We start from the raw sequence: 13,873 nt of genomic DNA, 5'->3' as shown, positions 1-13,873 counted from the left end.
CTTCTTCATCTTCTAGGTGGCACAAAGTTCTAAAAGCTAGATATTCTCTAGCTCTCAGCTACTCGTCACCCCGTGAGCCAAAAATCACATCATATGACTAAACATGGACTTCATCAAGATCATACGCAAGCTTGGGTTATTCAAACTTGGTTATCTTTTATTCTTTCCGTTGGTGCTACCAGTATCGGTATTTTATATCTTCCCGTCGATAATTGGGTAAAAGGTTATATGGGTATGGGTTTAGTTTTTACGGTGGGTTCAACGATTAGTTTAACGAAAACCCAACGCGACACTTACGAAGCAAAAAAATTAACATCTCGACTCGATGACGCGAAAGTAGAAAAGATTTTAGCTGAACACAATCATCTTAATTTATAGAAGAGTTAAGAAACACCTCTATATTTAAAAATCGGAATTAAACTGCTGCTTTTTGAGTTTTTGATGGATTGCATCAGCCTTTCCTTGCGGATAAGCCAAATTTCTGATTACTATATGCTTTCTGGCTTCTTCTAATTCTTTTAAATTAGTATAATCGACCCAGTGAATACAATCTACTGGACAAGTATCGATCGCTTCTTGTATTCTATCTTCTGAGTCCCCATCTTGATTAAAGACTCGTGAGCGTCCGTTATCTGACTCAATATAAAAAGTATTAGGGGAAACATGGGCGCAGTGTTTACAACCAATACAAGTGGCCTCATCTACATATACGCCTTTTTGTCGTAATATTCCCCCTAATTCGGGTTCAAACCCTGTTCGTTCGGGTTCATTTCTAAAAACTCCCCCTAACTCTGGTTCAAAACCTGAGCGGTTGGGGGATTGCTCAAAATCAGCCATTAGGCACTCCAACGCTGGACAACTAGGCAAATAGAACCATCTTGATTAACTTTTTGTTCGCTTACTTGAAAACCCTGTTTAGCGGTTTCGCTCATAATGGTTTGGTAAGCGTAACCTTGAGAGACTTTTTTCAAAAATCCTTCAACGGTTAAAGGTTGTTGCCAATATTGTAAATCAGCAACTAATTCATATTCGTGACCATTCCAACTAAAACCAATATCATAGTCGTTTTTTTGTTCGACTACTACTTCGGCTGTACGGGTTTGTCCTTGATATCCTCTAACGCTTGTTGGACCTTCTTTCCACTGTACACCCATTTCGGTTAAAGCAGATTTAAGAGAGGTTAGGTTACGGATTTGGGTTTTGATGTTGCTAAAGTGTGACATAGTCCTCTAAATAGTATATTGAAGAATTAACAATAATCTTGCTTTTATTTACCAATCACTGAAAGACGCTTGATTAGAGACTTGCGTAGATTGGCTAATCGTTTGATTGTAATATTCTGAGCTTTTCTCTTGTGAAATAACTGTACCAAGTTGCGCTTCAATTGCTGCCGTGACCTCTTGACAAGATGCACCTACTATGCCTGTAACTTTTTCTTTCACTCGACCATCAGGATAGATGACAAATTCTAAAGTTTCCATATTCATAGTTGATTCTTGCCTTATTTGAACCTTGGACAGATTGGACTCAAAGAAATTACATAAAATCTAAACTAGCTAACAATCGTAAGCAAGCTTGACAATATGTGTTAAATTTTAGCAAAAGTTTACATTGTCTGAGTATCTTACTTTAGTTGTTTGTAAGTTTCGCTTAACTTTACTAATCTAGTCAAGGGCTATAGATTCCAAATGAGCCGACTGTAATAAAAATATACAAAAATACAGAATTAATTTAGTTTAAGCATAGCCAAACGTCTATAGTTCGCAGGTAGAGAAAATTTAGTCAAAAAAAACCGATGACGAAGGGTCGATGAAGCAGGATAATAAAAGATTGTCCCTTGGTTGTAGAGTAAAGATATGAATCAAAGTGCGATTAAAGTCGGTGTCTTGGGCTTTGGTGGATTAGGACAAGCCGCAGCAAGGATTTTATCAGCCAAACAAGAAATGTTTCTAGTAGCCGCAGCCGATAAAGAAGGCTATGTTTATCATGTAGAGGGTTTAGATTGCGATCGCACAATTAAAGCTTATCATCAACAGGGTTCGGTTGGCTATTTGGAACCTTACGGGACACTCAGTCAAAATAGCATTGCAGAATTAATCGAAAAAGCGAACGTAGAGGGATATTTTCTCGCTTTACCCAATTTACCTAATACTTTCATGGCTGAGGTGGCTAAACAGTTTATTCAGTCGGGATGGCGAGGTGTATTAGTTGATGCTCTCAAGCGAACCAGCGCCGTAGAACAATTATTAGAAATAAAAGAAGATTTAGCAAAAGCGGGCATTACTTATTTAACTGGGTGTGGTGCAACCCCAGGACTTTTGACGGCTGCTGCTGCGATCGCATCTCAGAGTTATACTGAAATACATCATGTAAAAATTACCTTTGGTGTGGGTATTGCCAACTGGGAAGCATACCGCGCTACCATTCGAGAAGATATCGCCCATTTACCCAGTTTTGATGTGGAAACCGCAAGCAAAATGAGCGATGCAGAAGTAGAAGCGTTTCTCGATAAAACCAACGGCATCCTAACCCTAGAAAATATGGAACACGCCGACGATATTATTCTAGAACTCGCGGGAATTTGCGCCAGAGATAGAGTAACAGTTGGTGGTGTTGTTGATACCCGTAACCCGAAAAAACCAATTAGTACAAATGTTCAGATTACAGGGCGTACTTTTGAGGGCAAAATTTCGACTCATACGTTTACATTAGGTGATGAAACCAGTATGGCGGCTAATGTTTGTGGCCCAGCATTTGGTTATCTTAAAGCTGGTATAGCATTACATCGACGTGGAATACATGGTTTATTCACTTCAGCCGAAATTATGCCCCAATTTGTTCGGTAACCCATCATTACAAAGATATCTGTGTTACTGCAATATTTCCAGAAAAACAGACATCAACATCTGTACCTTCTTTTCTGGGACGTTTGCTGTATTCTCCATAGTAATAAAATAAATCCCCTTCAATGCGAAAATTAACGGGCAAAGGTTGGGTACTCGGTTCACAAAATATAATTTTTGGGTCTGGTGAACCGGGTTCTAAATGGGGTAAATTAACGTTCCAAAAACAATTAATGGGTAACGGACGAGTGAATAAATCTTGTAATACTTTAGCAGTCCAATAACTAGCCCAATCCCAGTCTATAACTAACGGTCGTTTTATCCAATGGGAAAGGGCAATACCCGGAACACCTAACATCGTTGCTTCTCTGACTGCTGCAACTGTTCCTGAAGTATAGACATCAACCCCTAAATTTCCACCCGCATTAATTCCCGATAACACCCATTTCGCATCCATTACGAGGTGTTTTAGGGCAATACGGGTACAGTCTGCGGGCATTCCATCAACTGCGTATTCTGTTGCCGAACGTCGATTAAGCTTTAAAGGTTGATGTGTGGTTACTTGATGTCCACACCCTGAAAATTGTCCTGTAGGGGCGACAATAATTCCAGTTCCGTTTACTGCTTGCTGTAAAGCTTGTATTCCAGGTGCATCAATTCCATCATCATTGGTTAAAATCAGGGTCATGGGAAGGTGTTCAAAGTAAATAATAAAAGTGTACTATAGTAATTCAAGTCTAGAAACTTAAAAATATGCTGGCATCTAAAAAATACTTTTCAGTTTTAGAGTTTCACCGTCTTTTTGAATTGGGTTTTTTTGGTGAAGATGAGCGAGTAGAATTAATTCAAGGAGAAATCATTAAAATGGCAGCAAAAGGTACACGTCATGTCGTTTGTTGTAGAAGATTAATTAAATATTTAAGTAGTTTATTAGCAGGACAAGCTATTTTAAGTTGTCAAGACCCAATTAGTCTATCACCCGATAGTGAACCTGAACCCGATTTTACTATAGCTAAACTAAAAGATGATGAATATTTATCAGGTCATCCTACACCCGAAGACATTATTTTAGTCATGGAAATCGCTGATTCGACTTTGACTTATGACCAAAAGGTGAAAATACCTCTTTATGCGGAATCAGGTATTAAATACTATTGGATTTTTAATTTACTCGACAATCAACTTGAAACCTATAGCCAACCATATCAGAAAGCTGTAGATAAATTTGATTATCGTCAAAAAATCGTTTATTTACCGAATCAGATGGTAAATTTACCTGAATTAACTAATTTAATTCTCGATTTATCACAGATTTTTTGATAAACCCACTAAGTAGTATATTTATTGCTAATTTTCTTGATTGTTGGATAAACTATCTACTACTTGTTGAACCTGAACAATTTCTAAATCAAGGGCTTGGGCAATTTGTTCTACATTAAGACCTAGAGCTAATAATCTAGGAATAGATTCTAACTTACCTTCAAGTTTACCTTTAAGTTTACCTTCAAGTTTGCCTTCTTGATAAAATCTGGTTTCTTTTAAATCACTAATACTAAACATAGCTTCTAGTTCCTCACGAGTTAAGTTAGTAAATTTATAAATTAAGATTCTTTCTATTAATTCTATAACTTTTTGCTTTAAAGCTTCATCTGTTAATTCACTGATAGTCCTTTCCAACAAAGGTTTAGCTTTTTCTCTCGCTCTTTGTTGTGAGCCTACAACTAATTGTACAACACCTACAGCAAGCGATGTATCAGAAAAATCTAATAATTCATCAAGATAAATATAAAGAACTTGTTCGGATAACATCAAGGCTCGATGATGTAAACGTAAAGGTTGATGTGTCGTCACTTGATGTCCACACCCTGAAAATTGTCCTGTAGGGGCGACAATAATTCCAGTTCCGTTTACTGCTTGCTGTAAAGCTTGTATTCTAGGTGCATCAATTCCATCATCATTGGTTAAAATCAGGATCATGGGTGGATGTTCAAAGTAAATAATAAAAGTGTACTATAGTAATTCAAGTCTAGAAACTTAAAAATATGCTGGCATCTAAAAAATACTTTTCAGTTTTAGAGTTTCACCGTCTTTTTGAATTGGGTTTTTTTGGTGAAGATGAGCGAGTAGAATTAATCCGAGGAGAAATCATTAAAATGGCAGCAAAAGGTACACGTCATGTCGTTTGTTGTACAAGACTAAACAAGTGTTTAAGTAGTTTATTAACAGGACAAGCTATTTTAAGATGTCAAGACCCAATTAGTCTATCACCCGATAGTGAACCTGAACCCGATTTTGCGATAGCTAAACTAAAAGATGATGAATATTTATCAGGTCATCCTACACCCGAAGACATTATTTTAGTCATTGAAATTGCTGATTCGACTTTGACTTATGACCAAAAGGTGAAAATACCTCTTTATGCGGAATCAGGTATTAAATACTATTGGATTTTTAATTTACTCGACAATCAACTTGAAACCTATAGCCAACCATATCAGAAAGCTGTAGATAAATTTGATTATCGTCAAAAAATCGTTTATTTACCGAATCAGATGGTAAATTTACCTGAATTAACTAATTTAATTCTAGATTTATCACAGATTTTTTGATAAACCCACTAAGTAGTATATTAATTACTAATTTTCTTGATTGTTGGAGCAACTATCTACTACTTGTTGAACCTGAACAATTTCTAAATCAAGGGCTTGGGCAATTTGTTCTACATTAAGACCTAGAGCTAATAATCTGGGAATAGATTCTAACTTACCTTCAAGTTTACCTTCAAGTTTACCTTCAAGTTTACCTTCAAGTTTGCCTTCAAGTTTGCCTTCAAGTTTACCTTCAAGTTTACCTTCAAGTTTGGCTTCTTGATAAAATCTGGTTTCTTTTAAATCACTAATACTAAACATAGCTTCTAGTTCCTCACGAGTTAAGTTAGTAAATTTATAAATTAAGATTCTTTCTATTAATTCTATAACTTTTTGCTTTAAAGCTTCATCTGTTAATTCACCGATAGTCCTTTCCAACAAAGGTTTAGCTTTTTCTCTCGCTCTTTGTTGTGAGCCTACAACTAATTGTACAACACCTACAGCAAGCGATGTATCAGAAAAATCTAATAATTCATCAAGATAAATATAAAGAATTTGTTCGGATAACATCAAGGCTCGATATTGAAATGGTAAACTAGGGTCAAGATTACGCGACGCAAAGACAGCAACAGCTAACCAGTCTTGTATTGGTTGATATTGCCCCAAATAGACAAAGATTTCTGCTAAAAATCGCCAGTAAAAATCAGGTTTGGATTGAAACTGCACTTCAACAAAATAAATCGGTAAATCAGCATTTTCGTTGATGGGTAAAAAAATACCATCAAAGCGTCGGGCTAATTCTTTAATCTCCTGTGATGAAAATTGATAGTTATCAGCTTGTTGAGGAGATAGGCTAATCAGTTCAAATAGCAAGGTAGGGAAAGTTTGAAAAAGTTGATAAAATATTGTGTCAGTTCTCACGATAAATTATAATAATCAGAAATTTTAAAAATTAGAATACCATAAAATATATAATTTTTTAACATATTAAAAAAATGTATTAAAATATTCACTTTTTTTACACTAAAATACTAGATTAAACTTTGGAAAATAAACGGTTTACATCATTGAGGCTTCTTTGTCGGCCATTACTTTCATTAAAAAAATTATAATTTAATTTAATCCCTGCTTTAGCATCAATGACAAAATCTTGAGAGACAACTTCTTCATTGGTATAAATTAACACAATACTCGTTTAGACTGTCTTAACCTGAAATCGTTATGATGACAAATAATCATGCTCCCTCAACTAACGATGAAAATTCTTGTTCTTAATGCTGGTTCTAGCAGTCAAAAAAGCTGTCTTTATCAAATTCCTGATGACCAAATACCAGAACACCCACTCGAACCCTTATGGAAAGCTGATATTGATTGGACAACTTCGGCTGATTATGGAATGCTAACGGTAAAAGCCAATGGAGTCAAACAAGAAATTAAAATCCCATCTGATAACCGTTCTGTTGGCGTTGTTAAACTGTTAGACACTTTGGTACAAGGGGATACTAAAGTGATTGAAAATTTATCAGAAATTCAAGGTGTCGGTCATCGTATTGTACATGGGGGCAAAAAGTATTCCGAAGCAACCCTCATTACACCCGATGTTAAACAAGAAATTGAGACTTTAATTCCCCTTGCACCTGCCCATAATTCAGCGCATCTAGACGGCATAGCAGCCATAGAAAGGGCTTTAAAAGATGTCCCACAAGTGGCGGTATTTGATACTGCTTTTCATACCTCTATGCCCCTAGAAACCTCGATTTATCCCCTTCCCTATGAATGGTCAGAAAAAGGAATTCGGCGTTATGGGTTTCATGGAACGAGTCATCAATATTGTGCTTATCGCGCCGCCCAAATTTTAGGAAAACCCATTACATCACTGAAAATTATCTCATGTCATCTGGGTAATGGCTGTTCTCTGACGGCTATTAAAGAGGGCAAAAGTATTAATACAACAATGGGTTTTACGCCCCTTGAAGGTTTAATGATGGGAACTCGTAGCGGTTCTTTTGATCCTGGAATTTTGATTTATATTATGAGAGAGCATCTTTATGATATTGAGCAGTTAAATACCCTACTGAATCAAGAGTCTGGTTTAAAGGGAATTTCGGGTATTTCTGGCGATTTACGCCCTGTCCTTCAAGCAATGGAACAAGGTAACGAAAGAGCTAAATTAGCTTTTAATATGTATATTCGTCGCATCAAAGAAGGCATCGGCGAAATGTTATCCTCTCTAGAAGGAGTTGATGTTCTTTTATTTACCGCAGGTGTTGGGGAAAATGCAGCGATCGTTCGAGAAAAAGTCTGTGAGGGATACGGGTTTTTAGGCTGGAAAATTGATCAAAATAAAAATAATTCTCGTCCTGTTGATCAAGATATTGCCACATCCGATTCAACAATCCGTATTTTGGTGATCCATACTGAGGAAGATTGGGCGATAGCGAGAGAAACTTGGCATAAAATACATTAATAAATAGGGATTAATAGTAGTTAAAATATTAATCCCGCGCCTCTAATATTAATAGACTAAGTACTACTTTTTAACCGAACTGTAAAAATACTTCCTTTACCTACTTCGGATTGTGCTGTAATCGTTCCTTGATGAATTTCAATAATGCGACGGGATAAATATAATCCTAAGCCACTGGTGGAACGTTTGTGATTGCCTTGCCGAAAACGCTCAAAAAGAATGGCTTGATCTTCCGCTCGAATGCCTGATCCGGTATCCTGAACACTTAGTATTACCCAACCCTCTTTTTCTGTTAAATCAATCCGAATATAGCCTTCATCTGTAAATTTAATCGCATTACTCATTAAGTTAATTAAAACGCGTCGTAATTCTAAACGATCGCCCATTACAACTGATTTCACGTTCTCGTCAATCTGTACGATTAATGGTAACTGTTTATGTTCGGCTAGAGGACTTAATTCTTGTACGACTTCTGCAATAATTTCTTGAAGAGCAACGGTTGTAAAATTTAATTCTTTGTAGCCCGCTTCATGACAATACACTTCTAGTAGGTTATTCACCATTTCTAGTAAGTTCTGATTACTGCGAATAATTACGGCGATCGCTTTATCCATTTCTGGCGTAATATCACCATAAGCTTCTTCTTGAAACAGTTGTAACATTCGATTTGCCGCAATTAGAGGAGTGCGTAAATCGTGAGTCATTCGAGAGACAAAATCTTCTCGCTGCTTGGCTAATTCTTCTTTTTGGTGAGTGGCGATCGCTGCTTCTTGTTCGGCTTGATGAAGACGTATCACACTTTGGAGCGTTTGTACTAATCTTCCTGAATTAATTCGAGACTTAGATAAATAATCTGAAGCCCCTGCCTTAATTAATTCTACTGCGACTTGATCATCGCCTTGACCCGTTAGCGCAATCAAAGGAGTTTTCAGCCCTTGAGAGCGAAACTGTTTAACCAACGTCAAACCGTCGCTATCGGGTAAGCGATAATCAACAAAAATGCAATCAAAAGATTCTTGATCAACTTGATTTAGTGCCGTCGCACAATCTCCAGCCTCAGAAATGTTCAAACTCAGTCCATCGACTTTTAAAGCTCGACGAACTGCCATACGATCCACTTCATCATCGTCTACAATTAGGATTCTTAGCGTTTGATTCATAGTCTATTTGAGAGTTGGCCCACTATTTGACTAAACACGTTTAAATCAATTGGCATAATGTCCAATAGTTGTTTAATGTTGCCATCGTCTCAACAAAGTTAGAGAATGTGACAGGTTTCAGGATATAGCCAGCAACATTGAGTTGATACGCCTCTACTCTATCTTGATCTTGATTAGAAGTCGTTAAAACAACTACTGGAATACTTTTTAATTCTGGGTCAGAACGGAGTGATTGTAAGAATTCAATACCTCCCATTCTTGGCATATTCAAATCTAACAAAATTAGACGACGATTTGGGGGAACCTTCGGCGGTTCGCCATTGCCATCGCTTCGTAACATTTTCAGAGCTTCTAGACCGTTAGAGGCCACAAATAGTGGATTTGTAATGTTATTTTTTTTAAAAGCCCTTTTAACATTCATTACATCAACTTCGTCATCTTCTACCAGCAGGACGTTAATCATTGTATCTTCCATAGGTTGCTAGTTACACATCAAAAATCCGTGAGGGTACGAATTATTCAATAGTTATTTTCGTTACAATTATAAACACAAAACACTCTTATATACTTCAATCATCAGTTACAGACATTGTGATTTAAACAATCTATCCTTAGACATAAATTAAAAAATAATGTATAAATAACTGATCTTACTATGAAGCCATTGTAAGGTACTTTGTATCTATCTTAGTAGAGAAGAATCACTGAATCTTTAGGCGGATCAAAATTTAAAGGTCTTCAAGATCGGCTTTTTTGGTCAGGTATTGTAATTGTGAATCGTGTACCCAGACCAACTTTACTTTCAACATCGATTGTTCCATGATAACATTCTAGGCATTTTTTGACGACGGCTAAACCTAAACCCGTTCCCATAATTTTCTCGACATTTTGTCCGCGATAAAAAGGTTGATAAATTTTGGGCAAATCTTCACTGATAATTCCAATTCCTTGATCCTGAATTTGAAAAATCGTTTTTGTGGCTTCACATTTTAAAATCAAATAAATCTCACCTCCATTTGGTGAATACTTAATTGCATTTATTAAAACATTACTCAAAATCGAATACAATAACTTTTCATCAAGAGCAATTTTATGGCAAAAATTTTCACTGATTAACTTGATTTGATGTTTTTCACTAGCAATTAATTGTATATCTTCAACTAGATTTAGACAAAATGATTCAATATCTATTATTTCTAAGTTATGTTCTAGATTTCCTGATTCTGCTCTCGTTAAAATTAAAAGATCAGTTAAAAATTGATTCATTAATTTAGCAGACGATTGGATTCTATCAAGATTTTTTAATAATTTTATATCTGCTTCTTTTGAAAAATTATTCTCTAAAAGTTGCGCCGAAGACAAAATTACACTTAAAGGCGTTCTAAATTCGTGGGAAATCATCGAAAAAAGTTTGCTTTTTAATTCAATTAATTCTTTTTCGTGCTGTATATTTTGTTGAATAATTGTAATTTCTTGATGTTTTTTCCATTGATAATAAAGAATTAGAAAAACGGCATCAATAACAACAAAACTTAAAATTGTACCAAATATACTTAAGATAACTCTAGATTGAATATGAGACCGCGATGTATACAACCAACTTTGTAGCAGTTTTTTTTCTTCAGATTTTATTTGAGCAAGAATAACTAAAATCTGTTCTCGTAATCTAACACTTTTTTCGGTAATAGATAATTGAGTTAAAGTATCTAAGGGATTTTTTTTATATAAATCAATCGATTGTTTTAGTAATACTAATCGTTGTCTCACTAATAATTGTAGTTGGGTGACTTGCTCTTGTTGAGGCAAAGGAGCATGAGCAAACTGTTTTTGTAATAAACTAAGTTCAGTCTGCATTTGTTGAACTGCTTTAAGATGGCGTTCTAATTCGGGTTTATTTCCTGTTGCAATATAACCGCGTCTTCCTGATTCAGCAACCGTCATACTCGCATAAAAATCACTAAGATTATTAATGATTTCATAAGTACTTTGTACTTTATTTGCATTTTCTCTTAAAGCAATGATATTTTTATAAGATAAAAGACTTACTAACCCCATTAGCAATAGAGTTAAACTAAATCCGCCAACAATCCATTTATTTTGATTCGGCCAATTCATTAATATAAAGTGTAAAACACTGTATCGATAAGCTGTTTGCCTACTTCAGATAACAAAGCTATTACTTGCTCTCTAGTTACAGTTGGGAAACCGTCCAAAAAATCATCAATTGTCTCTCCTGCCTTTAAATAATCAAAAAGTGTCTGTATAGGAACTTTTGTATTAGTAAATACTGGAGTGCCACCCATAATTTCAAAAGATGTGTTAATGATTGAGGAATTGTTAAGCATTTGTTTTTAAGCTTGTAGAGTGTATCTACATTTTACCCATTATTTTCAAGCAAAATAGAATAGATCGCTCTGTAGGGAGAATGATTAGCACATAATACTACTAACTACTCACACTCTAACTTTTAATCGGATTGATAAACAATGCGTATTTTGGTCGTCGAAGATGATATTCAGTTAGCCGAAATCTTAACAGAAGCTTTAACGAACTGCCAGTATATCGTTGATTTAGCCAAAGATGGTGAGGCGGCTTGGAACTGGGTAGAACTGATAAAATATGATTTGATTGTTCTTGATGTGACTTTACCCAAACTTGATGGAATTCGCTTCTGTAAACGTTTACGACAGAGTAATACAAACAGTCCATCTTATCAAAATGCTACTGTACCCGTATTGATGCTCACGGCTCGTGATACAGTATCTGATAAGATTGCGGGACTCGATGCGGGTGCTGATGATTATGTAACAAAACCTTTTAATTTAGGGGAATTAATGGCGCGAGTTCGAGCTTTATTGAGGCGAGGAAATACTGCATCGAATCTAACTTTAAGTTGGGGTAAGTTACAACTTAATCCGAGTACTTACGATGCGACTTATGATGAACAAACTTTAATTCTTACTCCCAAAGAATACGCTTTATTAGAATTATTGGTGACGAATGGGCGGCGTGTTTTAAGTCGTTCTGGTATCATTGAACAAGTTTGGTCGTTGGATAACTCACCTGTTGAAGAAACGGTAAACTCGCATATTCGCGGACTTCGGCATAAACTTAAAGCGTTAGGTGCGCCAGATGATTTTATTGAAACCGTTCACGGATTAGGATATCGTCTCAAATAACAATTTCTGCATCAATTCTGCACGAATCTTACATGATGACTGCACTTGGTTAAATTATGGTTATAGATGAGACACATCACAGAAATTTACCCCCTCATGGCATGGATGTAAAACAAAGATATCATGGTTGGTTAATCGATTTGATATCTGAGCCAACTGGCTATTCTTTCCGGTGTTGGCTTTCAGAACAAACCGTATGGTTAAGTGATTCTAAGGTTTATCCGACTCCTCAACAAGCTTTAGAAGTTGCTTATTATCGCGCTGATTTAGAGACGGCTTGTTTGTCTCTGGTTTGTTTTTTGAACGAAATCAAAGGACATTGTTATTATCTCAGTTCTGAGGATCATCAAGCGTTGACTAATTCGATTTTGGAATTTGCTAAGTCTGTTTGTTAGTAAAGTTTAATTCTCCCTGTAGGTAGTCAATAAATTGTCTTGCAGTGCGTCCAGAACGCCCATTATGACGTGTTGCCCATTGTTTAGCTTTGAAATCGAGTTCGTCGGTCGGTAGCCCCAGATTGGCGATTTTGGCTAAATGGTGGACGATTTTTAAATAAGTTTCTTGGTTCGCGCTTTCAAAAGTCAAGGTTAAACCAAAACGATCGCTAAATGATAGTTTTTCTTGTTGGGTATCCCAAGAATGCACCTCATCTGCTTCAGAAGGTCGCGGACGATCGCTAAAATATTCTTTAATCAAATGTCTTCGATTTGATGTAGCATAAACAACTACATTTTTAGCTTTGGCGATCGCGCTTCCTTCTAATACGACTTTTAACGCTTTGAATGTTTCATCATCTTCTTCAAAGGATAAATCATCGACAAAAATTATAAATTTCTGCGGTTGCTCTCTAACTTTTTCTAAAATAAGCGGTAAGTCTTGAAAAAATTCTTTGGGGACTTCAATTAATCTTAATCCCTGTTCGCTATATTGATTCAGTAAAGCTTTGACTAGAGATGATTTTCCGTTTCCTCGACTGCCATATAATAATACATGAAGGGCAGGTAAACCCGCGAGAAGACATTCAGTATTTTTAATTAATGTTTCTTTGGGCAATTCATAACCCACTATTTCATCTATTTGTATAGGATCAAAATTTTTAATACCTAATAATGCTTCTTTCCATTGCAAGGCTTTGTATTGAGCAAAAATTCCTGTACCATATTGTCTGTAGTGTTTCGCTAATGTTTCTAATTCTTCTGTCCAATTTTGGGATTGATGGAAAAAGTTTAAAAAAGTATGAGCAATTTGCCAACTGGGTAAACTATTAAAAGTATTTTGAGGATTCCAGTTAGAAATTTCTTGTAATATTTTTAAATCATGTCGTGTGGCAGTTAATAAAGATGATGGTAAGTCTGATAAAGCTTTCCTTTGAACTTGTTGGCTAAATGGATTATCATCTAAAAGAATTTGCTCAATTAAATAATCTTGCCAACTTTGATTAAAATTCGCTAAGGTTTTAAACCAAATTCCGTATGCTTGTAAACAATTAATTTTATAATTCAATCCAGTTTCAGTTAAACTAAGTTGATGCAAAAGATTTAAAAATGCTTTGCCAACTTGATGATTAAATACAGATTGATAAAGTAATAAGGAATTAGCCTTTATATAAATCTGATGATGTTCACTCATGGTTTAT

The 13,873-nt window shown here is 35.7% G+C and carries 19 protein-coding genes; 7 read left to right on the top strand and 12 right to left on the bottom strand.

Annotated features, from left to right (window positions below; genetic code table 11):
• The first annotated feature begins 93 nt into the window (after positions 1-93).
• Positions 94-378 carry a YiaA/YiaB family inner membrane protein gene (locus C7H19_RS18680; RefSeq protein WP_106458439.1) on the top strand — a complete coding sequence of 95 codons (285 nt, stop codon included), beginning with the start codon at positions 94-96 and terminating at the stop codon, positions 376-378.
• Positions 379-402: 24 nt separating this feature from the next.
• Here the strand turns inward: C7H19_RS18680 and C7H19_RS18675 are convergent, their stop codons facing one another.
• The 3 genes from C7H19_RS18675 to C7H19_RS18665 are packed head-to-tail and all read right to left on the bottom strand — an operon-like array spanning position 403 to position 1,487.
• The gene (locus tag C7H19_RS18675; protein ID WP_106458438.1) at positions 403-837 is read right to left on the bottom strand and encodes a ferredoxin; all 435 of its coding nucleotides are present in this window, start codon (positions 835-837) and stop codon (positions 403-405) included.
• A complete protein-coding gene (locus C7H19_RS18670) occupies positions 837-1,223 on the bottom strand; it encodes a DUF1257 domain-containing protein (RefSeq protein ID WP_106458437.1) in 387 nt (128 codons plus the stop codon). Before C7H19_RS18670 ends, C7H19_RS18675 begins: the two co-directional genes overlap by 1 nt.
• 48 nt (positions 1,224-1,271) lie before the next feature.
• Positions 1,272-1,487 (bottom strand): DUF2997 domain-containing protein, encoded by a 216-nt coding sequence (locus C7H19_RS18665; RefSeq protein WP_106458436.1) that lies wholly within the window; start codon positions 1,485-1,487, stop codon positions 1,272-1,274.
• A gap of 369 nt (positions 1,488-1,856) precedes the next feature.
• On the opposite strand from C7H19_RS18665, the gene bioU reads away from it, so the two are divergent.
• Positions 1,857-2,846 (top strand): (S)-8-amino-7-oxononanoate synthase BioU, encoded by a 990-nt coding sequence (bioU, locus tag C7H19_RS18660; protein WP_106458435.1) that lies wholly within the window; start codon positions 1,857-1,859, stop codon positions 2,844-2,846.
• Between the two features lie 7 nt (positions 2,847-2,853).
• On the opposite strand, the gene surE is transcribed toward bioU, so the two are convergent.
• Positions 2,854-3,531, bottom strand: coding sequence for a 5'/3'-nucleotidase SurE (gene surE, locus C7H19_RS18655; RefSeq protein ID WP_106458434.1), 678 nt, complete (start codon positions 3,529-3,531; stop codon positions 2,854-2,856).
• Positions 3,532-3,596: 65 nt separating this feature from the next.
• Between surE and C7H19_RS18650 the strand changes: the two genes are divergently transcribed.
• Positions 3,597-4,163, top strand: a complete 567-nt coding sequence (locus tag C7H19_RS18650) for a Uma2 family endonuclease (RefSeq protein ID WP_106458433.1) — start codon at positions 3,597-3,599, stop codon at positions 4,161-4,163.
• A 27-nt stretch (positions 4,164-4,190) separates the two neighbouring features.
• Here C7H19_RS18650 and C7H19_RS18645 read toward each other — a convergent pair whose 3' ends face one another.
• Positions 4,191-4,820 (bottom strand): DUF2887 domain-containing protein, encoded by a 630-nt coding sequence (locus tag C7H19_RS18645; protein WP_106458432.1) that lies wholly within the window; start codon positions 4,818-4,820, stop codon positions 4,191-4,193.
• A 65-nt stretch (positions 4,821-4,885) separates the two neighbouring features.
• Here C7H19_RS18645 and C7H19_RS18640 point away from each other — a divergent pair, with 65 nt between their 5' ends.
• Positions 4,886-5,452 carry a Uma2 family endonuclease gene (locus tag C7H19_RS18640; protein WP_106458431.1) on the top strand — a complete coding sequence of 189 codons (567 nt, stop codon included), beginning with the start codon at positions 4,886-4,888 and terminating at the stop codon, positions 5,450-5,452.
• Between the two features lie 27 nt (positions 5,453-5,479).
• Here C7H19_RS18640 and C7H19_RS18635 read toward each other — a convergent pair whose 3' ends face one another.
• Both C7H19_RS18635 and C7H19_RS25830 read right to left on the bottom strand, forming a co-directional pair.
• Positions 5,480-6,352, bottom strand: coding sequence for an Rpn family recombination-promoting nuclease/putative transposase (locus C7H19_RS18635; RefSeq protein WP_106458430.1), 873 nt, complete (start codon positions 6,350-6,352; stop codon positions 5,480-5,482).
• A gap of 115 nt (positions 6,353-6,467) precedes the next feature.
• Entirely contained in the window at positions 6,468-6,617 is a 150-nt protein-coding gene (locus C7H19_RS25830; RefSeq protein WP_181280665.1) for a hypothetical protein, read from the bottom strand.
• A gap of 69 nt (positions 6,618-6,686) precedes the next feature.
• Between C7H19_RS25830 and C7H19_RS18630 the strand changes: the two genes are divergently transcribed.
• Positions 6,687-7,898 carry an acetate kinase gene (locus tag C7H19_RS18630; protein WP_106458442.1) on the top strand — a complete coding sequence of 404 codons (1,212 nt, stop codon included), beginning with the start codon at positions 6,687-6,689 and terminating at the stop codon, positions 7,896-7,898.
• 56 nt (positions 7,899-7,954) lie between these two features.
• Here the strand turns inward: C7H19_RS18630 and C7H19_RS18625 are convergent, their stop codons facing one another.
• The 4 genes from C7H19_RS18625 to C7H19_RS18610 all read right to left on the bottom strand — a co-directional run bounded on the left by C7H19_RS18625 (position 7,955) and on the right by C7H19_RS18610 (position 11,403).
• Positions 7,955-9,058 (bottom strand): hybrid sensor histidine kinase/response regulator, encoded by a 1,104-nt coding sequence (locus C7H19_RS18625; RefSeq protein ID WP_106458429.1) that lies wholly within the window; start codon positions 9,056-9,058, stop codon positions 7,955-7,957.
• 40 nt (positions 9,059-9,098) lie between these two features.
• Positions 9,099-9,521 carry a response regulator gene (locus C7H19_RS18620; RefSeq protein WP_342752308.1) on the bottom strand — a complete coding sequence of 141 codons (423 nt, stop codon included), beginning with the start codon at positions 9,519-9,521 and terminating at the stop codon, positions 9,099-9,101.
• Between the two features lie 275 nt (positions 9,522-9,796).
• Complete coding sequence (locus tag C7H19_RS18615) at positions 9,797-11,173, bottom strand: sensor histidine kinase (protein ID WP_106458427.1); 1,377 nt, start codon at positions 11,171-11,173, stop codon at positions 9,797-9,799.
• On the bottom strand, positions 11,173-11,403 hold the full coding sequence (locus C7H19_RS18610) for a DUF433 domain-containing protein (protein WP_106458426.1): 231 nt from the start codon (positions 11,401-11,403) through the stop codon (positions 11,173-11,175). The genes C7H19_RS18615 and C7H19_RS18610 overlap by 1 nt, the downstream gene beginning before the upstream one ends.
• A 141-nt stretch (positions 11,404-11,544) precedes the next feature.
• Between C7H19_RS18610 and C7H19_RS18605 the strand changes: the two genes are divergently transcribed.
• Positions 11,545-12,237 (top strand): response regulator transcription factor, encoded by a 693-nt coding sequence (locus C7H19_RS18605; protein WP_106458425.1) that lies wholly within the window; start codon positions 11,545-11,547, stop codon positions 12,235-12,237.
• A 56-nt stretch (positions 12,238-12,293) separates the two neighbouring features.
• On the top strand, positions 12,294-12,632 hold the full coding sequence (locus tag C7H19_RS18600) for a hypothetical protein (protein WP_245927628.1): 339 nt from the start codon (positions 12,294-12,296) through the stop codon (positions 12,630-12,632).
• Here C7H19_RS18600 and C7H19_RS18595 read toward each other — a convergent pair.
• Entirely contained in the window at positions 12,616-13,866 is a 1,251-nt protein-coding gene (locus tag C7H19_RS18595) for an ATP-binding protein (RefSeq protein WP_106458423.1), read from the bottom strand. The genes C7H19_RS18600 and C7H19_RS18595 overlap by 17 nt on opposite strands.
• Between the last annotated feature and the right edge of the window lie 7 nt (positions 13,867-13,873).

Source organism: Aphanothece hegewaldii CCALA 016 (assembly GCF_003007785.1).
In the GTDB taxonomy this organism is placed as follows: domain Bacteria; phylum Cyanobacteriota; class Cyanobacteriia; order Cyanobacteriales; family Microcystaceae; genus Chroococcus; species Chroococcus hegewaldii.
Note: the sequence above shows the minus strand (reverse complement) of the source record. Positions and strands in the feature narration are given on the sequence as shown.